The organism is Halorarum halophilum (assembly GCF_013401515.1).
Lineage (GTDB): Archaea > Halobacteriota > Halobacteria > Halobacteriales > Haloferacaceae > Halorarum > Halorarum halophilum.
The window spans coordinates 2,014,479-2,034,794 of sequence record NZ_CP058529.1; the positions used below are offsets into that span (position 1 = coordinate 2,014,479).

21 protein-coding genes are annotated in these 20,316 nt (G+C 69.1%); 9 read left to right on the forward strand and 12 right to left on the reverse strand.

The window, feature by feature from the left end:
* The 4 genes from HUG10_RS10270 to rnhB all read left to right on the forward strand — a co-directional run bounded on the left by HUG10_RS10270 (window position 1) and on the right by rnhB (window position 3,084).
* The gene (locus tag HUG10_RS10270; protein WP_179169490.1) at window positions 1–339 is read left to right on the forward strand and encodes a hypothetical protein; all 339 of its coding nucleotides are present in this window, start codon (window positions 1–3) and stop codon (window positions 337–339) included.
* 185 nt (window positions 340–524) lie between these two features.
* The gene (locus HUG10_RS10275; RefSeq protein WP_179169491.1) at window positions 525–1,808 is read left to right on the forward strand and encodes a tRNA pseudouridine(54/55) synthase Pus10; all 1,284 of its coding nucleotides are present in this window, start codon (window positions 525–527) and stop codon (window positions 1,806–1,808) included.
* A gap of 365 nt (window positions 1,809–2,173) precedes the next feature.
* Window positions 2,174–2,332 (forward strand): hypothetical protein, encoded by a 159-nt coding sequence (locus tag HUG10_RS10280; protein ID WP_179169492.1) that lies wholly within the window; start codon window positions 2,174–2,176, stop codon window positions 2,330–2,332.
* Between the two features lie 101 nt (window positions 2,333–2,433).
* Window positions 2,434–3,084: a ribonuclease HII gene (gene rnhB, locus HUG10_RS10285; protein WP_179169493.1), complete on the forward strand. Its 651-nt coding sequence runs from the start codon at window positions 2,434–2,436 to the stop codon at window positions 3,082–3,084.
* A gap of 260 nt (window positions 3,085–3,344) precedes the next feature.
* Here the strand turns inward: rnhB and HUG10_RS10290 are convergent, their stop codons facing one another.
* The 3 genes from HUG10_RS10290 to secF form a co-directional block, all read right to left on the reverse strand.
* Window positions 3,345–3,689: a DUF7344 domain-containing protein gene (locus tag HUG10_RS10290; protein ID WP_179169494.1), complete on the reverse strand. Its 345-nt coding sequence runs from the start codon at window positions 3,687–3,689 to the stop codon at window positions 3,345–3,347.
* 128 nt (window positions 3,690–3,817) lie between these two features.
* Window positions 3,818–5,362 carry a preprotein translocase subunit SecD gene (locus tag HUG10_RS10295; RefSeq protein WP_179171047.1) on the reverse strand — a complete coding sequence of 515 codons (1,545 nt, stop codon included), beginning with the start codon at window positions 5,360–5,362 and terminating at the stop codon, window positions 3,818–3,820.
* A gap of 5 nt (window positions 5,363–5,367) precedes the next feature.
* Window positions 5,368–6,237, reverse strand: a complete 870-nt coding sequence (gene secF, locus HUG10_RS10300) for a protein translocase subunit SecF (RefSeq protein ID WP_179169495.1) — start codon at window positions 6,235–6,237, stop codon at window positions 5,368–5,370.
* Window positions 6,238–6,847: 610 nt separating this feature from the next.
* Between secF and HUG10_RS10305 the strand changes: the two genes are divergently transcribed.
* Window positions 6,848–7,159, forward strand: a complete 312-nt coding sequence (locus HUG10_RS10305; RefSeq protein WP_179169496.1) for a hypothetical protein — start codon at window positions 6,848–6,850, stop codon at window positions 7,157–7,159.
* A gap of 87 nt (window positions 7,160–7,246) precedes the next feature.
* Here the strand turns inward: HUG10_RS10305 and HUG10_RS10310 are convergent, their stop codons facing one another.
* Together HUG10_RS10310 and HUG10_RS10315 are read right to left on the reverse strand one after the other, a co-directional pair.
* Window positions 7,247–7,705, reverse strand: coding sequence for a DUF5812 family protein (locus HUG10_RS10310; protein ID WP_179171048.1), 459 nt, complete (start codon window positions 7,703–7,705; stop codon window positions 7,247–7,249).
* Between the two features lie 196 nt (window positions 7,706–7,901).
* Complete coding sequence (locus HUG10_RS10315) at window positions 7,902–8,474, reverse strand: hypothetical protein (RefSeq protein ID WP_179169497.1); 573 nt, start codon at window positions 8,472–8,474, stop codon at window positions 7,902–7,904.
* 453 nt (window positions 8,475–8,927) lie between these two features.
* Here HUG10_RS10315 and HUG10_RS10320 point away from each other — a divergent pair, with 453 nt between their 5' ends.
* Window positions 8,928–10,211, forward strand: coding sequence for a glucose-6-phosphate isomerase (locus HUG10_RS10320; RefSeq protein WP_179169498.1), 1,284 nt, complete (start codon window positions 8,928–8,930; stop codon window positions 10,209–10,211).
* On the forward strand, window positions 10,211–11,029 hold the full coding sequence (locus tag HUG10_RS10325) for a CPBP family intramembrane glutamic endopeptidase (RefSeq protein WP_179169499.1): 819 nt from the start codon (window positions 10,211–10,213) through the stop codon (window positions 11,027–11,029). The genes HUG10_RS10320 and HUG10_RS10325 overlap by 1 nt, the downstream gene beginning before the upstream one ends.
* 102 nt (window positions 11,030–11,131) lie before the next feature.
* Here the strand turns inward: HUG10_RS10325 and HUG10_RS10330 are convergent, their stop codons facing one another.
* Window positions 11,132–11,590: an NOB1 family endonuclease gene (locus HUG10_RS10330; RefSeq protein ID WP_179169500.1), complete on the reverse strand. Its 459-nt coding sequence runs from the start codon at window positions 11,588–11,590 to the stop codon at window positions 11,132–11,134.
* Window position 11,591: 1 nt separating this feature from the next.
* Window positions 11,592–11,840, reverse strand: coding sequence for a PRC-barrel domain-containing protein (locus HUG10_RS10335; protein ID WP_179169501.1), 249 nt, complete (start codon window positions 11,838–11,840; stop codon window positions 11,592–11,594).
* A gap of 281 nt (window positions 11,841–12,121) precedes the next feature.
* Here HUG10_RS10335 and infB point away from each other — a divergent pair, with 281 nt between their 5' ends.
* Window positions 12,122–13,930, forward strand: coding sequence for a translation initiation factor IF-2 (gene infB, locus HUG10_RS10340; RefSeq protein WP_179169502.1), 1,809 nt, complete (start codon window positions 12,122–12,124; stop codon window positions 13,928–13,930).
* 118 nt (window positions 13,931–14,048) lie between these two features.
* Window positions 14,049–14,300: a hypothetical protein gene (locus tag HUG10_RS10345; RefSeq protein WP_179169503.1), complete on the forward strand. Its 252-nt coding sequence runs from the start codon at window positions 14,049–14,051 to the stop codon at window positions 14,298–14,300.
* An 18-nt stretch (window positions 14,301–14,318) separates the two neighbouring features.
* On the opposite strand, the gene HUG10_RS10350 is transcribed toward HUG10_RS10345, so the two are convergent.
* From HUG10_RS10350 to HUG10_RS10370, 5 genes are all read right to left on the reverse strand, one after another.
* Entirely contained in the window at window positions 14,319–14,699 is a 381-nt protein-coding gene (locus HUG10_RS10350) for a DUF5811 family protein (protein ID WP_179169504.1), read from the reverse strand.
* A 269-nt stretch (window positions 14,700–14,968) separates the two neighbouring features.
* A complete protein-coding gene (locus HUG10_RS10355) occupies window positions 14,969–15,451 on the reverse strand; it encodes a pyruvoyl-dependent arginine decarboxylase (RefSeq protein ID WP_179169505.1) in 483 nt (160 codons plus the stop codon).
* Window positions 15,452–15,733: 282 nt separating this feature from the next.
* Window positions 15,734–16,966: a proteasome-activating nucleotidase Pan2 gene (gene pan2 / locus HUG10_RS10360; protein WP_179169506.1), complete on the reverse strand. Its 1,233-nt coding sequence runs from the start codon at window positions 16,964–16,966 to the stop codon at window positions 15,734–15,736.
* 269 nt (window positions 16,967–17,235) lie between these two features.
* Window positions 17,236–19,032, reverse strand: a complete 1,797-nt coding sequence (gene pepF / locus HUG10_RS10365) for an oligoendopeptidase F (RefSeq protein ID WP_179169507.1) — start codon at window positions 19,030–19,032, stop codon at window positions 17,236–17,238.
* A gap of 48 nt (window positions 19,033–19,080) precedes the next feature.
* Window positions 19,081–20,196, reverse strand: a complete 1,116-nt coding sequence (locus HUG10_RS10370) for an SAM-dependent methyltransferase (protein ID WP_179169508.1) — start codon at window positions 20,194–20,196, stop codon at window positions 19,081–19,083.
* Window positions 20,197–20,316: the final 120 nt, after the last annotated feature.

Consider the following 20,316-nt stretch of genomic DNA (forward strand, 5'->3'; position numbering starts at 1 on the left):
ATGTCGGTCCAACTGGCCCGACTGGCCGATGCCAGCATGACAGTCGCGGTGTCCCGTGCCGCCCCCGGCGACCTCGCCGCGGGCGTCGAGACGAAGCTCAGCCGGATCGACGGTGTCCGCGCCGTCGAGTCCCAGGAGCTGTGCGGCCTCCAGCCCGGGCTGAACGACGTGGCCGTCGAGGTCGAGGTCACGCTCGCGCTGGACGCCGACCTCCCCGACGAGCCGTCGGCGGTCGCCGACGCGCTCGAGGACGCCTTCGGCGTCTCGGCGGTGACCGTCGAGGCGACGCGGGGCGTCCCGCCCGATCCCGCCGACGGCGCCGCGGCCGACGTGGTCTGACGCGCCGACACGGGTCGGCCGTCCGCCGACCAGGCCCGGCCACCCTCGGACGGTGACCGCGCCGGCGCCGGTTCCGACTCCGACGCCGACTCCGGCACCGCGAACCACCGGTCCCCGCCGGCCCTCCAGCCGCCGCCGGCCGTTCAAACGAAAGACGGTAGTGGCCGCCCCGACGAGGGGGCGCCATGGACGTTCTCTCGCCCGCCCGCGACCTCCTCGCGACCGGGCCCCTCTGTGACAACTGCCTCGGTCGGCCGTTCGCCGAACGCTCGTTCGGCCTCGGCAACGCCGAGCGCGGCCGCGGCCTCCGGGTCGCGCTCGCGCTCGCGGACGACGACGACTTCTCCGCCGGCGATCCCGCAAACTGCTGGGTCTGCGAGGGCGCGACCGCACGGTTCGACGAGTGGGCCGAGCGCGCCGTCGCCGCCGTCGAGGGTATCGAGTTCGCCACCTACCAGGTCGGCACCCGCGTGCCGCCCCTGGCCGAGGAGAACGGCCTCCTGCTCCGGGAGGACGCCGGACTGGACCCCGAGGCCGGCGAACCGCTGCGCAAGGAGTTCAACCGCGAGGTCGGCAAGCGGTTCGGCCAGTTGACCGGCGCCGAGGTGGAGTTCGGTCGCCCGGACGTGCAGTTCCTCCTCGACCTGGAGGCCGACCGCGTCGAGGCCACCGTCAACTCGGCGTTCGTCTACGGACGCTACCGGAAGCTCGAGCGGGACATCCCCCAGACGGAGTGGCCCTGCTCGGACTGTCGGGGCTCCGGCCGGGACGGCTCCGACCCGTGCCCCACCTGCGACGGGACGGGCTACCTCTACCCCGAGAGCGTCCAGCAACTCACCGCGCCCGTCGTCGAGGACGTGATGGACGGCGTCGACTCCGTGTTCCACGGCGCCGGCCGCGAGGACGTGGACGCGCTGATGCTCGGCACCGGCCGCCCGTTCGTCATCGAGGTCGAGGAACCCCGCCGCCGCGACGTCGACGTGGAACGACTGGAGGCCGACATCAACGCGTTCGCCGACGGGAAGGTCGAGGTGGAGGGCCTCCGGCGCTGCACCCACGCGATGGTCGAACGGGTGAAGGGGCTCGACGCGAGCAAGCGCTACCGCGCCGCGGTCGAGTTCGGCGACGAGGTGACGGCGGAGGGGCTGGCCGAGGCGCTCGAAGCGCTCGACGGCGCGGTCGTGGAGCAGTACACACCGAACAGGGTCGACCACCGCCGGGCGGCGAAGACGCGCGTCCGGACGGTCCACGACGTCGCGGGCGAACTCGAGGACCCGCGCCACGCCACCGTCGAGGTCCACGGCGAGGGCGGCCTCTACATCAAGGAGCTCATCTCGGGCGACGAGGGCCGGACGGAACCGAGCCTCGCGGGCCTGCTCGGCGTCGACGCGGTCGTGACCGCGCTCGACGTGCTCGAAGTCGAGGGCGAGGACGAGCCGTTCGAGGACGAGGAGTTCTTCCTGGACTGAGTCGGGCTGATTCAATTCGACCAACGGCAACGGCGCTTCCCGGCTGGCCTCCGTTCACGCGAGGGAACGAAGTGAGCGAGGGTGAACTCGGGAGAGCTTCGCTCTCCCGTAGCTCGGCGAACCCGGACGTTCGCGAGAGCACAGCCCTCGTGAGCTCGCGGGACGTGTCCCGCGAACGACGCAAGCACTGAGCGGACGAAGGAACCGAGTGAGCGAAACGCGCAGCGAGGCTTGAGAGCCGAGAACCGCGGGGGCTTTCGGGGTCATCTCGAGGGAGACGTTGCGACTCGACCGACTAGCCACCAGGACTAGAAGTGACCGACGATTTTTCCGTGTGAACTCCCAAGGCCGCGTGCACCGCTACCATGTGCCACCACGGTGAACTCGCGGAGTGGGAGGAGATCCGCGAACGACTCGGCGAGGAGGAGCCGACCGACGAACCGGTCGAGGCGGACGAGCAAGTCCCCGAGAGCGATGACGGGGACGACCGTCCCGAGGTCCCGACGCAGCCGGCCGACGACTGAGGCGCCTGTCGCGCCCGAGCCGGACAGTCTCTCTTCTTTCGATCGTACGCGGCACCGTCCGCATGACAACGGCTTAGTCGTCGCCGTCCCATCGACCGCCAATGCTCGGCGCCGACGAGGCCGGAAAGGGACCCGTACTCGGCCCGATGGTCGCGGCCGCGGTCCGCGCACCCGAGGGGGCGATCCCCGACGGCGTCGACGACTCGAAACGGCTCGCGCCCGCACGCCGGGAGGAACTCGATGCGCTCCTCCGCGAGCACCCCGAGGTCTCCGTCGGCGTCGCCGTCGTCCCGACGACCCGCATCGACGACCCCGGGACGGACATGAACCTGCTCACCGTCGCCGGGCAGGTCGAGGCGCTCGCGGCAGTGGCCGAGGACGGCGACGAGGCGGTCGTCGACGCCGGCGACGTGAGCGAGACGCGCTTCGCCCGCCGGGTGTGCGAGGGCGTCGCCGACGCGAACCCGGCGGTCGAGGTCGACGTCCGCGGCGAACACGGGGCAGACGAGTCGTACCCGATCGTCGCGGCCGCGAGCGTCGTCGCGAAGGTGGAGCGGGATCGCCGCGTCGCCGCCATCGCCGACGAGTACGGCGAGGTCGGCAGCGGCTACCCCTCCGATCCGACGACCCGGGACTTCCTCCGGGAGTACGTGGAGGAGCACGGCGACCTGCCCGACTGCGCCCGCCGGTCGTGGGCGACGTGTGCGGACGTGCTCGCGGCGGCGGAGCAGTCCGCGCTGGAGGAGTTCTGATCGCGAGCGGCCCCAGGACGCCGCGAGCGTGTTTCGACCTCGCGCGGCCCCACGAGGCCGTGCGAGTGTGACGACATCGCGTGGCCCAAGGAGGCCACGCGAGTGTTTGATCGCGAGCGTCTGATGAACCGGAGCGACCCCACGGAGCGGATGAGTACGAGCGGGTTTCGAAACGAGCCGGCAACCATCCGGCTACTGGAGCTCAGAACCGGACTGCGGGGGGACTGTCCACGACGACCGCAGTTCGGCGGAACGGGACGTTACGCGTGGGGTTCACCGTGTTCGGTCACGTGGTCGAGCCACGTCTCGACGTTCGGGTCGACCCGGTATCGAGCGGTACGACTCCTCGCATCGTAGTCCACGAGACCGGCGTTCGCCAGTTTGGGGAGGATCGAGTGGTGAAGGTAGACGGCGACGTGGGCCTCCCCCGCGTGCTGCCCGTGCTGTTCGCACACGAACTGCTCGAGGGCGTCGACGGTCGCCACGTGGGTCGAGTAGTACCGGAAGTACCAGAGAACCGTGCGGCAGTGCTCGTCCGCGAGTACCCCCAGTAGCTCGTCGTCCGCCCTCGAAACCGCTTCGGGCGGGATGGTGAGGTCCTTCATCCCTCCCCCGTCAGCCTTCCACTGGATTCTATGCGGGGCTTGCTGGTGCCGGGTGGGAGCCCTGACGACTGCTGTTGCGGAGCGGGAAGTCGACAGAATATCCCGCAGCCACGCGGACGGAACCGTCGTCAGCGCTCGGTCAGCAGCACGCGCAGGATGTCCCCGTAGGCGGGCCGGGTGATGAGCACCCCGACGAGCACGCCGAGGATGGTGAAGATGGCGAAGCCCTGGAGGTCTCCGAGCGACAGCACCGCCAGCGGCGACATCGCGACGATGGTCGTGGCGGCGGCGGCGCCGATGACCCAGAACGCCTTGCGGAAGCGCGACTGGAACACCCGTCTGGAGTTCACGTCCCCCTCGCTCATCACCTCGTCGGCGATGATGACGAGGTCGTCCACCCCGGTCCCGATGACCGCGATGAAGCCGGCGATGACCGCCAGATCCAGCGGGTACTGGATGAGCGCGGCGAAGCCGAGCAGCGCGTATACCTCGGACATCGCGGTGACGACCATCGGGGCCGCGACCTGGGGGTCGCCGTACCGGAGGAACACGACGACGCTCACCGTGAGGACGGCGATGATGCCGATGATGAGCGAATCGGTCCGGAACGTCTCACCCTGGGTCGCCGTGATGGAGGTCGTCGTCCCCTGGTCGACCGCGAGCGGCGCCGGGAGCGCACCAGCGCGGAGGTCGACCGCGACCTGCTGGGCGTCCGAGAAGTTCCCCGTCACCAGGATGAACGTCGGGTTCTCCGCCCACTCGCCGCTCCGCATCGACTGTGCGAGGCCGGGGTCCATCCCGAACGAGGAGACCACGTTGCCGTCGCGGACGACGAGGATGCACGGCTGGGTGTTCCCGGGGTTCGACTCGTAGGTACAGGTGGTGCCGCCCTGCTGGGCGACGCCCGTGTCGACGAACGACTGCTGGACGCGCTGGGCCTCGCCGTCCTTCACCGCGACCTGGACGTGCGGTCCGGGCCCCTGCTCGCCCTGCTGGGCGCCGCCGATGCGCTGGAAGTCCTCCTGCCGGATGACGGTCGTGTTCGTGTACCCAGACCCGTTCTCGGACGGGTGGTAGGCCACGATGCTGACGCTCCCGCGAGAGCTTACCAGTTCGAGCACGTCGGAGCGGTCCTGGTTGGGGACCTGGACGAGCACGAAGTCCTCGCCGCCGGTGGTCGTGGTCGTCGTGACGCTCCCGCCGGAGAGGCCGGCCTCGTTGATCTTCGATTCGAGCACGCGGACGGTCTCCTGGAGCGTGGTGTCGGTCACCCCGTCCGTAACGTCGCCGTGGGCGTACCCCGCCTGGTCGAGCGCCGTAGACAGTTCGTCGGTGGTGACGTTCCGGTCCACGACCTCGACGGTCCCGGTCGTGGGCCCGGTCTGCCGGGCGATGACGTCGTTGGCGTCGGTTCCGTCGAGGTTCGCCGCGACGGAGCGTTCGACGTCAGCGAGGCTCTCGTTGCCGATCTCGACCTCCTGTGCGGTGATGCCCACCACCGGCGCGCGGACCCGCGTACCGCCCGACAGGTCGAGGCCGTACTTCAGGTTCGTCGCCGTGTCCGGCGCGGACGGGCCCTGGTTCCCGAACCCGGGTGCGAAGAGGAACACCGTGGAGAGGAGGAGCACGACGACGAGCAGGACGACCCGCCAGTTGTCGCGCATCGAGCTCAGGAGGCTCATCGCGCCACCCCCTCGTACTTGTACCAGCGAAGGAGGCTGAGGTTGAGCATGTAGGTGTTCATCAGGTCGGTCGCGAGCCCGAACACGAGGATGATACCGATGCTCGAGAGCAGGCCGATCCCGAGCAGCGTCGCGGTCAGCGCCATCACCGCCATCGCGGCCAGCGAGGTGAGCGTCATCGTCACGCCGGTCCGCATCGCGCGATGGGTGGACTCGTAGAAGTCACCCGACCGCCGGAGGATGTGGTTGTTCAACAGGATGTCCGAGTCGACGGAGTACCCGATGAGCATCAGCAGCGCGGCGACGGTCCCCAGCGTGAGTTCGATGCCGAAGACGTTCATCAGCGCGACCGGGATGACGATGTCCGAGAACGCCGAGATGACGACGGCGATGCTCGGCACGAACGTCCGGAACATCCCGAACACCAGCACCGCCATGCCGGCGAACGCGACGCCGATGCCGAGGAGCGCGAGGAGCTGCGTGTCCGACCCGAAGCTCGGGGAGATGGAGCTGATAGAGCGGACCTCGAAGCCCGCCTGCTCGGCCTGCGTCTCGAGCTGCGACGTCGACGCGTCGGCCTCCTTGAACGTCACAATGTAGACGTCGCTCCCCTGGACCGACTGGATGCTGTCGGGTTCGGCGGAGAACGCCGACTGGATCTGTTCCTGGGCGTTCCCCCCGTCCACGGTGACGCGGAGTTCGGTCCCACCCGTGAACTCCACACCGGGGGTCACCGGCGACCCCGTCGTCGCGTAGAAGCCCGCGATGACGAGGAGGGCGACCGCGAGCACGGCGAGAGGAACCGCCGCGAGTTGACGGTTCGTGTACCGGGTGTAATCGACCTCCGGTACCTCGAAACTAGCCATGCAGGCGACTCCCCACGCGCCCTGAATAAGCCTTCTTATGTTCGAACACGGATGGTACGCGGACTGACGGAACGGGGGTACTTCCACGGTGGAGATGGAGTGTGCACACGACAGGTTCGGAACGGCGGCGCGAGTTGCAGTGTGCTCTCGCAGCAGGTAGGTCGACTTCTCGCCACGACGCTCTCTGGAGGAGATCGAGCGAATCCCAGGCACCTTGGACGACGTATCCGAACCATCGGCCCCGACCATCTAGCTGCACACTCGGGAGCGTCGGCTTCAGAGACGCCGAGAGTAGCAGAACCGACCATATCGGCGGACAGTACGCCCAAATGCAGGAGTATTGGCCACCAGTGTGCCAAATGATAGCACTTGGAAAAGGGCACGGCTTTGGCCGCCGCGAAATTTTTGATATCGCACTATCCACTTTGCGGCAATATTTTCTTGTTCTGGCGTGCTCTGGCTACAAGAGCCTCGAACCGTCCGAAAACGCCCGATAACTGGCCCACAGATCGGAGTTCTACGGCTTCTAGATGTTTCCACACCGAACAGCGCGACGGCTGTCCTCCCTCACGGCGACAGGCCGATGTACGTCGCGCACCTACAGTGGCCCATGACCGGCGAGACGGCAACACGACTCGTACTCTCGTATCCGAACGGGCTCTCGGAGTGGGGACACGACCAGATCGAGACGGAGCGGTACCGGCGCTACCTCCGGCGCGTCTTCGAGACCCCGACCGTCGGCGACGAGTCCGAGGAGTTCGTCGACGTGGGCTGTTGCGGGAGTTCGCTGGACCTCACCTTCCGCGTCGAGGACGTCGAGGGCGGGGACCGGGTCGACGACGACACCGAAGTCGAACTGGTCCCCCGCGACGGGGAGGTCGAGGGGGGCTGGCGGGTCCAGAGCGCCGGAGGGCCACGGTGAACAGGGGCGGCGGCGAGGAGTGGCGCGCAGGTGCTGGAAAGCAGTAGAATTGGTGGGAAAACGAGGGAACGACCAGAAGACGAGTACTCAGGGAAGGTAGCGGACGACGACGACCCCTGGCGCCGAACGAATCTCGACGCGGTTGACCCCGAGGCGGGCGGCGCGGGCGAGCGTCCCGTCGCGGTCCTCGAGCACGTCGGCGACGGCCTCCTCCGTCTGCTCCTCGGGCACGGTGATGACGTGGAGTTCGCCGGTTCCGGCCCGTTCCACGCGGGTGAGTTCGCCCACGTCCTGCTCGGCGGCGACGTCGAGGCTGTTCCGCGTCGGCGGTTCGTCGCCCTCCTCCAGCGCGAGTTCGCGACGCTCCTCGACCTCCACCAGTCGCCAGACGACGTTCATCGGCGGGTCGGGCGTGAGGACGCCCTCGACGGCCTCGCCCTCCTCCACGCCGGGGTTCGAGGAGAGCGTGAGCACCTGCCCGGAGTCGACGTCGCGGAGCACGGCCGAGTCCTCCTCTGCGTGGGTGACGAGGAACGTTCCCTCCATCCGTTCCGGGTCGCCCTCCGGCCCGTCCTCGGTCGGTTCCCCGGACAGCGCGCGTTCGAGCGCGTCGACGTCGAGGTCGCGGTCGGTCATGGGTCGCAGTACGCGCCTGGCCGGTTTCGGAGTTTCGTTCCCGGCCGACGTCGACCGGGGTTCTATCCGGCCGAGCGGGGTTCTCGGCCGAGTGCGATCGTACGATTCAGCGTCGGAGCCAGTGGACGACGCCGACGAGCGCGGCGCCGAGGACGGGGATCAACCACCCCACGACCTGCGGAAGCCCGTAGAGGAACGCCACGACCGGCGCGAGCGGACCCGACGGCGGGGGCCGGGTGATCGTCTCGCCGTCGAGCGTGAACGCCTCCGGCATCCCCGCGACCAGACCGAGATACAGCGAGAGGACGAACAGGTAGCCGGCGATCGCGAGGCCGGCCTCGTAGCCGGGTCTCCGCGAGAACCCACGGCGTCGCGAACGCGCGACCAGCAGCACCGGCGCGATCGTCGGCGCGACGGCCGCGAGGCCGACGAGGAAGAAGAACGCCCGAACGACCGAGAAGCGGGCGCCGGCGGTCGCCCCGAACAGCCGGACGAGCGCGAGCGCGAAGACGAGCGTGAGCAGGACCGCGACCGCCCCGCCGACGACGACGTAGCTCCGGAACAGCCACGAGTCGCTCGCGCGGAAGGCGTACGGGAACGCCCCGAACACGCCCCCGTACGTTCGGGTTCGCTCGTCGGGGTTCGTGGTCGGGTCTTCGGCGCCCGTCTCCGATGCCATTGTCGCGGGTTGGAGGCGACGGCTGTTAATCCCCTCGTCCTCGGTTGTCTATTATCTTGGAATGGCTGCTACCGCATCGACTGCGCCGAAGGCGACCGCGAAAGCCCCCTCGCCTCTCGACTCGGGCGCCTCGCTGCGGTGCTTGCTTCGTCGTCCTTCGCCGAGAGGCGAGGCCCCTTTCAGTCCCACCCGCCGGTGTTCCCGCCAAGTGTCGCCGCCCGACTACCCGCGTGCACGCCGTCGGTAGTCAGAGATCGACGCTCGGCTGACTGCCCGGCGCACCACGAGTGGCAGTCAGGTTCGACGCTAGCCCGTCCAAGCCTCGGGTGGGGCTTGAAAGGGGCCAGGGCTTTCGAACTGTTCACAGTCGGCCAATCGTACTCACAGACGAACCGAGGGATACCACGGAACGAGGGGGCAACCGTTTTCGGCCCCCGGACCGCGCACTCACACATGCAGGCCGACATCGGGAACGCGCTCGACGGGGCACTCGGCCTCGACCGCGCGGCCCTCGACGACCTCGACGACCGCGTCGCCGACGCCCACGAGCGAATCGCCAGCGGGCGCCGGGAATCGGAGCACGGCTACGCCGCGCTGAACCTCCCAGAGACGTGCGACCCCGAGCCCATTCGGGAGGCGGCCGCGGGGTTCGATCCCGAGTCGGTGCTCACGGTCGGCATCGGAGGGAGCGCGCTCGGCGCCGCGACCATCACCGACGCGCTCGACTCCCCGGTGGACGCCTACTACCTCGACAACGTCGACCCAGCGTGGGTCCGCGACCTCCTCGATTCCCTCGACCTCTCCGAGACGGTCCTGAACGTCGTCTCGCGCTCCGGCACCACGGCGGAGACGCTGGCGAACTTCCTCGTCGTCCGCGAGGCGATGACGGACGCCGGCGTCGACTGGACCGAGCGGACCGTCGTCACGACCGGCGCCGAGGGGAACCTCCGCGCGATGGCCGAGAAGCACGACCTCCCGGCGCTCGACGTCCCCGAGGGCGTCCCCGGGCGCTTCTCGGCGCTGTCGACCGTCGGGCTGTTCGCCGCCGCGGTCGCCGGCCACGACCTCGACGAACTCCTCGCTGGCGCCGCGAGCGAGGCAGAGAAACTCTCAGGGTCGCTGTACGACTCGCCGGGGTACGCCTACGGCGCAGTCTCGTACGCGCTGGCGGAACGCGGCGCGGCCGTGAACGCGATGATGCCGTACGCCGAGTCGCTGGAGCGCTTCGCCGAGTGGTACGCCCAGCTCTGGGCCGAGTCGCTCGGGAAGGACGGCCGCGGCCAGACCCCGGCACGGGCGCTCGGCGCGACCGACCAGCACTCCCAGCTCCAGCTCTACCGCGCCGGCCCTGCCGACAAGCTCGTCACGCTCGTCCGACCGCGCGAATCGGCCGACGCTGGCATCCCCGAGACGGAGCTCGAGGGGCTCGAGTACCTCGGCGGCTCCTCGCTCGGCGACCTGCTGGACGCGGAGTTCCGGGCGACGGAGGCGAGCCTCGCGGCGGCCGGTCGCGAGAACGTCCGGCTCGAGATCAACCGCGTCGACGAGCGCGGCCTCGGCGAACTCCTGTACGCCACGGAGGCCGCCTGCGTGCTGTACGGCGAACTCGCGGGCGTCTCGACGTTCACACAGCCGGCCGTCGAGTGGGGCAAGAAGGCGGCGCGCGGCCTGCTCGGCGGCGGCGACTTCCCCGAGGCCGACGCCGTCAGGGGGAAGCGCACGCTGGAGATCGACTGATGGACGGCGAGCGGGAGGCGGCCGGGGGGGACGCGTCGACGTCCGGACCGAACGACGCGACGGCCGAGGCGGAGGGGACGACCGCGTCGGCGGCGGACGTCGACGTGAACCGGGTCGTGCTCCGGTTCGGCCAGTCGCTGCTGATGCTGGTCGCGGCGTTCGTCGCGGCCGCGGCCCTGCTCCCATGGGCCGAACGGATCGGACTGGCGCTCGGCGCCGCACCCGAATCGCCGGAACTCGCGGCGATCCGGGGCGCCGGACAGTTCGTCGGCTTCGCGCTCGCCGCGATCGTCTTCCTGACGTACGCCGGCGATCGGGACCTCGTGACCGCCAGGATCCCGGGAGGACGAAACGCCGGCCTCGGACTCCTGACCGCGGCCGGGATGGTGCTCGCCCAGTTCGCCCTCCTGCTCGCGCTCGGCGCGGTCGGAGTCGAGGTCGCGACGAACCGCGCGCTCACCCCCGGTCAGGAGGCGCCACGGTACTTCCTCTACATGGTCCCGGTGTCGATCCTCGTCGTCGGGCCGGCCGAGGAACTGGTGTTCCGGGGCGTCGTCCAGGGCGAACTCCGGAAGGCGCTGCCGGCGGCGCCGGCCATCGGGCTGGCGGCGTTCCTCTTCGGCTCCATCCACTTCACCGCGGGCACGGGAACGCTCGCCGGACAGGCCGCCTACGTGCTCGTCGCCACGCTGCTCGCCATCCCGCTCGGCTACCTGTACGAGCGGACACGGAACCTCGTCCTCCCCGCGCTCGCCCACGGCCTGTACAACGCGGCGCTGTACGCCATCCAGTACGCCGACGCGACCGGGCTGGTCTGAACTGGATTCGACTCCGGCCGGCCGGTCCGGGGCGGGGTTTTCGTGGAGAACAAGGTCGTCGGTGAAACCGCTAGACTGAGGTCCGATTCGGAGAAAGGAGAGTCAGGCGGGGTTCTTCCGCGCCAGTTCGCTGCCGCAGATCGGACACCGGTCGTGGTTCTCGTCGAACTCGCGGCCACAGCCCGCACACTGGAACGTCCAGTCGCGCTGCTCGGAGATGCCCTCCTGCGCGATGACCTCCACAGTGACGCCGAGCTTGTCGGCGACGTTCTGCATCGCGTAGTCGTCGGTGACGAGCGTCGCGTCCAGTTCGAACGCCGCCGCGAGCAGTCGCGTGTCGGTGTCCGAGAGCGTCTCCTCGTCGCCGGTCTCGCCGGAGGCCCGGCGCACCTGCTCGACGGTCTGGTCGTCGGGGACGTGGATGTGCATCCCCGCGCCCTCCATCGCGTCGAACCGGAAGGCGTGTTCGCCCTCCAGTTCCTCCTGGACCATCGGGATCGAGGCCGTCGGCTCGTCGGTGTGGTACTCGTGGATGAACGCCGACGAATCGAGTACTTGCATCCTACGACGTGTCGACGACGATGTAGTCCTTCACCGCCTGCACGTGGCCGACGGGGACGTGGACCTGACCCGATTCGTCGCGCTCGAACGGGATGCGGCCCGGCGAGAGGTTCTCGTTCGGCGAGACCAGCAGGTCCGAGAGCGACCCGGTCTTGAGGTCCATCGTGATGTTGTACAGCATTCCGAGTTCGGTTCCGTCCGAACCCATGACGGCCTTGCCCGAGAGGTTCTCGGCGAGGATGTCGACCATACGCGTGCAAACTCAGTGGGGCGTCATAAACGCCACGCCACCGTCTGACGCGGGGCGGACGGGGACAGGGACGGGTGTGGGCGGGAGTTGGACCCGCCGATCGATACGCCACCGACCCAGGCACCGCAACCGTCGCAGTCGCCCTCGAGTCGCGGGAAACCGTGGGACTGCGGGGCGAATCGGAGACTTTCGTGCCCGGCTCGTCCGACCTCGCCGATTCGAAGCTCTTACGACCACGCCACGACAGTCTCCGGTAACGACCGTTCTTCGGGGATTTCGCCATGTCAGACACAGATGCCGACACGACCACGGACGCAGACGCCCTCCGCACGCCCATCGTCGCCGTGCTGGGACACGTCGACCACGGGAAGACGACGCTGCTCGACCGCATCCGCGGCTCGGCCGTCCAGGAGGGCGAGGCCGGCGCCATCACCCAGCACATCGGTGCGACCGCCGTCCCGCTGGAGACGGTCTCGGAGATGGCCGGCGCGCTGGTCGACCCGGACGACTTCGACCTCCCCGGCCTGCTGTTCATCGACACGCCGGGCCACCACTCGTTCTCGACGCTCCGCGCCCGCGGCGGCGCGCTCGCCGACATCGCGGTGCTCGTCGTCGACGTGAACGACGGCTTCCAGCCCCAGACCGAGGAGGCGATCGACATCCTCAGACGCACGGGCACGCCGTTCGTCGTCGCCGCGAACAAGGTCGACACGACGCCCGGGTGGAACCCGCAGGAGGGAGAACCCATCCAACGGTCGCTGGAGGCCCAGTCCGATCGCGCGGAGTCGCGGCTGAACGAGAACCTCTACGAACTCATCGGCGACCTCTCGGACGAGGGCTTCTCCGCCGACTTCTACTGGCGCGTCCAGGACTTCCAGGGGAACATCGGGATCGTCCCGCTGTCGGCGATGACCGGCGAGGGGGTCCCGGACCTGCTCACCGTCCTCATGGGGCTCTCCCAGCGCTTCCTGAAGTCGGAGATGTCCATCGACGTCGCCGGCCCCGGCAGGGGCACTGTCCTGGAGGTGAAAGAGGAGCGCGGCTTCGGCGCGACGCTGGACGCGGTGCTGTACGACGGCGTCATCCGGACGGGCGACACCATCGTCGTCGGCGGGCAGTACGACCCCATCGTCACGGAGGTTCGCGCGCTATTGCAGCCGCGTCCCAACGCGGAGATGCGCACCGAGAAGCGGTTCGAGAAGGTGCCGGAGGTCGCGGCCGCTGCGGGCGTGAAGATCGCCGCGCCGGACCTCGACGAGGCGATGGCCGGCGCGCCGGTGCGGGTCGTCCGCGATCAAACGGAGGAGGAGGTCGTCGCGGAGGTGCGGGAGGAACTCGCCGAGATCGAGGTCGAGACGGCCGAGGACGGCGTCGTCGTCAAGGCCGACACGCTCGGGAGCCTCGAGGCGATGGCGAACGCGCTGGAGGAGGCGGAAATTCCCATCCTCCGGGCGGAGGTCGGCGACATCGCCCCGCGCGACGTCGCCGTCGCCGAGACCGCCAACGAGGAGACCCACCGGGTCATCCTCGGGTTCAACGTCGACGTGCTCGCGAACGCGGAGGAGGAGCTCGAGACGAGCGACGTCCGCCTGTTCGCGGACGACGTCATCTACCAGCTGGTCGAGGAGTACGAGGAGTACGTGGACGACCTCCAGCGCAGCCAGCAGGAGACGGTGCTCGATCAGATCGTCCGGCCGGCCCGGTTCCGCATCCTGCAGGACCATACGTTCCGGCAGAACGATCCCGCCGTCGTCGGCGTCGAGATCGTCGCGGGGACCGTCCAGAACAACCGCCACGTCGCGAAGTTCCAGGGGAGCGAGCCGAGGCGGATCGGCCAGCTCTCGGGCATCCAGCACCAGGGGGACGACGTGGACGAGGCCCGCGCCGGCGAGCGCGTCTCGGTCGCCATCGACGGGCCGACCGTCGGCAGACAGATCGAGGAGGGCGACGAACTGTGGATCGAACTCCCGGAGAAGCACGCGAAGATCCTCGAACAGGAGCTCTCGGACGAGATCCCGGCGGACGAACTGGAGGCGCTCAACGCCTACCTGCAGACGCGGCGGAAGACCGACCCCTTCTGGGGGAAGTAACGCCCGTCACCCGGACGAAGCCGCACGACCCCGAGGCTCCGATTCGCCGTCCCGTCGCCGTGTTTTCGGAGTAAGTTATTTGTTGGTCACGGCCATCGCACACGACCGGCGAGTGCCGATGAGTGTCCACGACCCACGGAGCGACAGCGTTCGCGTCACGGCCGGATCGCAGTCACAGCCGCCCTCCCGACACGATCTGTTGCTCGCTGCCATTCCAACGCTGATACTCCTCGGGTTCCTGCTGGACCACGTCGGAGCGCTCCCGTTCGCGAGGGGCGCGGTCGTCGGGCCCGGGCTGGCGGCGATGCTCGTCGGCTACGCGCTGTTCGTCGAAGCGCCGGGCGGGCCGCGTGCGCCGCCCGAGAACTAGTTGGACTGAATCAGGACGTCAGCGGGCCGTCGGTTCGATGTCGTCGCCGACGGCGTTCATCACCTGTGCGGCGGCGCTGGCGGCGAGTCCGCGCGCCACCTCGTCGCGGTCGGTCTGGTCGAGCCCGGTTTCGAGGTCGTCCAGGTCGGGCGCGAAGCCCGCGCTGACCGCGTGGCCGACGGGCGGACGGACCGCGACGGTCGCCTGTGGACCCTCCGTCCCGTAGGAGAGTTCCGAGCCGACCGCGTAGCCGTCCGGGAGATACGATTCGGTGCGCGAGACGATTCCGGCGACCGCCCGCCGAAGAGCGTCCTTCTGCTCGACGGTGAGGTCGATCTCCTCGGGCCGACCGGCATCGACGACGCCCGGCGCTCCGGCGTACGGGTTATTGCCGTTCATTGAGGATGTAGCTCCAGTTGGCGGTTCCGGGGGATAAAGGCGTCGGCGGTGGCGAACGCCGGCGTTGCGCGAACGAGGCCGAGATCGCCGGCGAGGACTCGTCCCGACGCCGTCGGATTCGACCCATCCGTGCGCCGGCGAAACCGGAAGACGGAGCCCCGATTCGGAACGGTTCGTGGTGGGCATCGACTCTGTCGACTTTCCCGGTCGTCACTGTGGGTCAACCGCCGGGATTATCCTCTCCAGACTCGCGAACGCTCACCCGGCGATCACGCGATCGGTTCGCTCTCGCCGTAGGCAGCCACCACGACGGCCGCGGTGTAGGCGTCCTCGCTGGTCTCCGCGCTCGCGAGGAGGATCCGTTCGTCCTCGAACGTCCAGTCCCGGAGCTCCCGCCCCGCGGCGAGCCCCTCCGCGACGGTCGTCCGGATCGACTCGGGATCGGTCCCGTCAGCCTCGTAGAACAGTCCCGGACCGGGGCCGGTCGCCCAGCCGAGGCCGGCGACGATCGCCTCGGTCTCGTGGGCGTCGGCGGGGGTGGCGGCCGCGCGGGCCTGCACGACTGTCAGGCGGTTCCCGGCCGGCCCGAGGTCAGGCGCGCGCTCGATCTCGTGGACGGCGGCGTCGGCAGGGACGACCGAGGACACCGCGACCAGGTTGTAGTTGTGGAGGTTGGCGTCGGCGAGCGCGGCGTCGTAGGCCGCCATCGCGGTCGGCCCGTGGCCGCTGCCGCCGGCGACGTGGATGTCCATGTCGGTACGCGGTGGGCCGGGTGAAAAGGGGTGTCGAATACGAGTGGTCTCGGGGAGACGACCGGCAGCGGTTTGGAGTTCCGTCGTCGCTCGTGTGGTGGTCTGGAAGCAGACCACTACCCCTGAGCGTCATGACGGCCCAGGCCTCCCCAGCCGATTGCGCTTCTCGCGCTCCTCGCTCATCCCTCGCACGACGTCGGCCGCGCACAGAGGCCAGCCGGCACGCGCCACCGCGGCTGTTTAGGTCGAACGTCGAAAACCAAGATCGGGAAGAAGTCGCCTTCAGTACTGGTACGCGCCGAAGCCGTCGTGGGTCACCGCGCCCTCGTCGCCGGCCTCGACCTTGTCGCGGGCGTCCTCGAAGTCCTGACGGGTCACCGTGGTCCGCTCGTCGCGGATGGCGAACATCCCCGCCTCGGTACACAGCGCCGCGATGTCCGCGCCGGAGTAGCCGTCGAGACCCTCCGCCAGGTCGGCGAAGGCGACGTCGTCGTCGACGGTCATGTCGTCGGTGTGGATGTCGAGGATGCGCTCGCGACCCCCCACTGCGGGCTTGGGCACCTCGATGAGGCGGTCGAAGCGGCCGGGCCGGAGGATCGCCTCGTCGAGCATGTCGAAGCGGTTGGTGGCGGCGATGATGCGGATCTCGCCGCGCTCGTCGAAGCCGTCCATCTCCGAGAGCAGCTGCATCATCGTCCGCTGGACCTCCGCGTCGCCGGAGGTCTTCGAGTCCGTCCGCTTGGCCGCGACGGCGTCGATCTCGTCGATGAAGATGACGGCGGGCTCGCGCTCGGAGGCGAGGTCGAACAGGTCGCGGACGAGCCGTGCGCCCTCGCCGATGAACTTCCGAACGAGTTCGGAGCCGGCCATCTTGATGAACGTCGCGTCGGTCTCGTTGGCGACGGCCTTCGCCAGCATCGTCTTGCCGGTGCCCGGCGGGCCGTGGAGCAGGACGCCGCTCGGCGGTTCGACGCCGACCGCCCGGAACTGTTCGGCGTTCACGAGCGGCGCCTCGACGGCCTCGCGCACCTCGCGCACCTGGTCGTCGATGCCGCCGATGTCGTCGTAGGTCACCTCTGGCGACGCGTCGACCTCCATCGCCTGCGCCCTGGCGTCGGTCTCGTCGTCGAGCACCGTCTGGACGCTGAACGAGTCGTTGATGGCGACCCTGTCGCCGGGGTCGAGTTCGTCCTCGAGGCGGGAGGAGACGTCGGTGAGCACCTCTTGGTTGTTGCCGTGCTGTTTGATGACCGCGCCGTCGGCGGTGAGCTCCTCGACCGTGGCGATGTACAGCGAGGAGGTCTTCAGCGCCTCGTTACGGCGTTTCAGTTCGTCGACCTCGCCCTGCAGGTCGTCCCCGCGGGCTTCGGCTCGGTCGAGCCGGTCGTCCAGTTCGTCGTTCACCTGCACGAGCCGCGTGAAGTGCTGGCGCAGGGCCTCCAGCCGCTCCGCCTCGCTCATGTCCGGATCGAGGTCGAGGCGCGGACGGTCTGGGAGGGACGGACTCCGGGACATTCGTACGACGAGTTAGGCTGCGCCGTTAATGTGGCTTTGGGTCTCGGGAGGTTTTTCAGACGGCGCGTCTCCCGTTTCCAGATCACGCCGCACGTCGGCGCTCGCTCGTCCTCCGTCCTCCACCATCGTTGCCGTGTTTCAATCGAGAACCGTTCCGAAGCTGGAAACCGGTGAGGTGTCCGGAGTCTCGAAGTCGTGGGGGGTCGAGTGAGGGGAGGTGCGGGGCCGAAATCCGACCGGGGAGACGTGTCGATCGCCCGTGTCGCAGCCTACAGGTCGAGCAGATCCTCGGCCCGTCCGAGGTACTCGTCGTAGACGCCGATGGCCGATTCGATCGGCTCCGGCGAGGTCATGTCGATGCCCGCGACCTCGAGCACGTCGATGGGGTACTCGGCGCCCCCGACCTCGAGCGCGTCGCGGTAGTCCGCGGCAGCCGGTTCTCCCTCCTCGAGGATCCGCTCGACGATGGCCGCCGCCGCCGAGATACCCGTCGAGTACTGGTAGACGTAGAAGTTGTAGTAGAAGTGCGGGATGCGCATCCACTCGCGTCGGATGTGGTCGTCGACGCGGCTGTTCGCGTAGAACTCCTCCTTGAGACCGCCGTACAGGTCGTCGAAGACGTCCGGCGTCAGGGGCTCGCCCGCCTCGGCGTGCTCGTGGATCGCCTGCTCGAACGCGGCGAACATCGTCTGGCGGAACAGCGTGGATCGGAAGCGTTCGAGGTACTGGTCGAGCGCGTGCACCCGGAGCTCCTCGCTCTCGGCGTTCTCGAGCAGGTACTCGGTCAGCAGCGTCTCGTTCACCGTCGAGGCGACCTCGGCGACGAAGATCTCGTAGCTCGCATACTGCCAGGGCTGGGCGCCCTTCGCCAGTTCGGAGTGCATCGAGTGGCCGAGTTCGTGGGCCAGGGTGTACATCGAGGAGACGTCGTCCTGGTAGTTCATCATGATGAACGGCTGGGTGTCGTAGGTCCCAGCGGAGTACGCCCCGGAGCGCTTCCCGCGGTTCTCGTACACGTCGACCCAGCGCGACTCCAGTCCCTCGGCCATCCGCTCCTGGTACGGCTCGCCGAGCGGCGCGACGGCCTCGATGACCAGTTCCTTCGCCTGCTCGTACGGGATCTCGGGCCCCTCGTCGCCCGTCAGCGACATGTAGAGGTCCCACATCTCAAGGTCGTCCACGTCGAGCGCGCGGCGCTTCAGGTCGGCGTGCCGCTGGAGGGAGTCGAGGTTGTCCCGCACCGTGTTCACGAGGTTGTCGTACACTTCGACGGGGACGTTCGGGCCGTCGAGCGCGGCCTCGCGGGCCGTCTCGTAGTTGCGGGCCTCCGCCATCTTCACGTCCTTCTTCACCGACTTCGAGAGCGTCGTGCCGACCGCGTTCCGCACGTCAGTCCAGCGCTCGTAGAAGGACTCGTGGACACGCTGGCGGAACTCGCGGTCCGGCTTCTGGAGCAGCGTCGTGAAGTTCCCCTGGGAGAGCTCGATCTCCTCGCCGTCGGGACCCTCCACGGTCGGGAACGTCATATCCGCGTCCGTCAGCATCGAGTACGTCTCGCTCGGCGCGTTAGTGACCTCGGAGAGGTCCGCGAGGAGCTCCTCCACCTCGGCCGAGCGCGTGTGCGGCTTCATCCGCAGCACGTCGTCGAAGTAGTGCTCGTATTCGGCCAGCGCGGGTTCCTCCTCGAGGAACGCCTCGATGTCGTCTCCCTCTAGCCCCTGGAGTTCGGGTTCGAGGAAGCTCGCGGCGCTCGACGCCTCGGAGGAGAGCGACCCCGCCTTCGCGGCCATGGCCTGGTACTCCTGATCGCGCGTGTCCTCGTTCGACCGGAGGTTGGCGTACTGGACCACCTGCGACACCTGCCGCATGACCTCCTCGTACGTCTCCAGCAGCTCGCGCAGCGTCGCGGCGCTCTCGGTCGTCCGCCCCTCGTACGCGCGCACGTCATCGATCGCCTCCTGTGTCGCCTCGTAGGCGTCATCCCACTCCTCGTCGGAGGCGTAGATGGAGCCGATGCTCCACTTGTACTCCGCCTCGATCTCTGACCGCTCGGGAACCGAACTCATGGCCGTGAGTACCCGTCGCCGGCCCTAAGTCTTGTCACACCGCCCCGGTCACGACTCCCTGTTCTCGGCCACGAGCAGGCGGACCCCGGGCGCGCGACGGAACGTCTCCGACCGGGTGACCCGGCAGCCGGCGAAGGCGATCCACCGCCGGACGTCGTCGACGTCGTGGGTCCGGCCGCCGAGGGTGACGAGGTACGCGAGGTCGACGAACGCGACACCGAGGTCCGCGAGGCCCGTCGGGCCGTCGCCCTCGAACTGGTCGAGGATAACGAGGCGGCCGTCGGGGGCCAGCGACTCGGTCGCGCGCTCGAGCAACTGCTCGCACTCCTCGGCGTCGTGGGCGTGCAGGACGTTGAAGAGGAGGACGAGGTCGAAGTCGGTGGCCGAGGCAGATTCGTCATCTCCGCCGAGGTTAGTAGCCGAGGCGGCCTCGTCTTCCCCGCCGAGGTAGTCCTCGTCGTACTCGTCCGTCTGGTAGTCCCCGCCGCGGAGCGCTACCCGGTCCTCGACGCCCGCCGCCGCGACCGACTCCTCGGCGACGCCGAGCGCCGCCTCGCGGTCGAACAGCGTCACCTCGGCGCCACGCTCGGCGAGTTCGACCGCATAGGCGCCGTGGCCTCCGCCGAGGTCCAGCACGCGCTTCCCAGCGACGTCGCCGAGGGTGTCGCTCACCGGGTCGACCAGCAGCGTCGCGGCCGCGCGGAACCCCTCCTGGGTCGTCTCCCACCCGCCCTCGTCGTCGCCGAGCCAGTCGTAGATGGTCTCCCCGGGGTCGCCCGTCCTGACGGCCAACTCGACGTGTTCGCGCCAGTACGGCAACACGACGTCGACCCAGAAACGGAGCCACGGGCCGAGGTTGGTGTCGTTCGCGTCGGTGAGCCACTTCCGGGTCAGGTTCGTCGTGTAGTAGAGCCGGCCGTCGCGGCCGAGGTAACCGGTCTCCGCGAGCAGTTCGGCGAGCGCCCGGACGCCGCGTTCGTCGCAGTCTAGGTCGCGCGCGAGTTCCCCGACCGTGCGCGGCTCCTCGAGTTCCTCGAACAGGTCGAGGTCGAGGGCCGTGACCGCGGCGTGGAGCGCCCCGGCGCCGTACAGGTCGGTGATGGCGGCCGGGGCGAGGTTCGCGCGGAGCGCGACGCGATCGACGATTCCCGGTCTGACCGGCATCAGCGGGCCTCCAGTGGGGTCGAAGCCATATCGGAGAGACGGCGGACCGACGGATAACCGTCATGGGTAAAGCATATACAGCGATACGAAACCGCGGCTCGCCGGCCACAGGGCGGCCGA

Bases quoted from the DNA above. Each gene is read 5' to 3' on its own strand.
- secF (WP_179169495.1), bottom strand. From the start codon at position 6,237: ATGGCTAGTTTCGAGGTACCGGAGGTCGATTACACCCGGTACACGAAC.
- HUG10_RS10310 (WP_179171048.1), bottom strand. From the start codon at position 7,705: ATGGAGGGAACGTTCCTCGTCACCCACGCAGAGGAGGACTCGGCCGTG.
- HUG10_RS10325 (WP_179169499.1), top strand. From the start codon at position 10,211: ATGGACGGCGAGCGGGAGGCGGCCGGGGGGGACGCGTCGACGTCCGGA.
- HUG10_RS10355 (WP_179169505.1), bottom strand. From the start codon at position 15,451: ATGGACATCCACGTCGCCGGCGGCAGCGGCCACGGGCCGACCGCGATG.
- pepF (WP_179169507.1), bottom strand. From the start codon at position 19,032: ATGAGTTCGGTTCCCGAGCGGTCAGAGATCGAGGCGGAGTACAAGTGG.
- HUG10_RS10305 (WP_179169496.1), top strand. From the start codon at position 6,848: ATGACCGGCGAGACGGCAACACGACTCGTACTCTCGTATCCGAACGGG.
- HUG10_RS10290 (WP_179169494.1), bottom strand. From the start codon at position 3,689: ATGAAGGACCTCACCATCCCGCCCGAAGCGGTTTCGAGGGCGGACGAC.
- HUG10_RS10370 (WP_179169508.1), bottom strand. From the start codon at position 20,196: ATGCCGGTCAGACCGGGAATCGTCGATCGCGTCGCGCTCCGCGCGAAC.
- HUG10_RS10270 (WP_179169490.1), top strand. From the start codon at position 1: ATGTCGGTCCAACTGGCCCGACTGGCCGATGCCAGCATGACAGTCGCG.
- HUG10_RS10345 (WP_179169503.1), top strand. From the start codon at position 14,049: ATGAGTGTCCACGACCCACGGAGCGACAGCGTTCGCGTCACGGCCGGA.
- HUG10_RS10275 (WP_179169491.1), top strand. From the start codon at position 525: ATGGACGTTCTCTCGCCCGCCCGCGACCTCCTCGCGACCGGGCCCCTC.
- pan2 (WP_179169506.1), bottom strand. From the start codon at position 16,966: ATGTCCCGGAGTCCGTCCCTCCCAGACCGTCCGCGCCTCGACCTCGAT.
- HUG10_RS10350 (WP_179169504.1), bottom strand. From the start codon at position 14,699: ATGAACGGCAATAACCCGTACGCCGGAGCGCCGGGCGTCGTCGATGCC.
- HUG10_RS10320 (WP_179169498.1), top strand. From the start codon at position 8,928: ATGCAGGCCGACATCGGGAACGCGCTCGACGGGGCACTCGGCCTCGAC.
- HUG10_RS10335 (WP_179169501.1), bottom strand. From the start codon at position 11,840: ATGGTCGACATCCTCGCCGAGAACCTCTCGGGCAAGGCCGTCATGGGT.
- infB (WP_179169502.1), top strand. From the start codon at position 12,122: ATGTCAGACACAGATGCCGACACGACCACGGACGCAGACGCCCTCCGC.
- HUG10_RS10280 (WP_179169492.1), top strand. From the start codon at position 2,174: ATGTGCCACCACGGTGAACTCGCGGAGTGGGAGGAGATCCGCGAACGA.
- rnhB (WP_179169493.1), top strand. From the start codon at position 2,434: ATGCTCGGCGCCGACGAGGCCGGAAAGGGACCCGTACTCGGCCCGATG.
- HUG10_RS10315 (WP_179169497.1), bottom strand. From the start codon at position 8,474: ATGGCATCGGAGACGGGCGCCGAAGACCCGACCACGAACCCCGACGAG.
- HUG10_RS10330 (WP_179169500.1), bottom strand. From the start codon at position 11,590: ATGCAAGTACTCGATTCGTCGGCGTTCATCCACGAGTACCACACCGAC.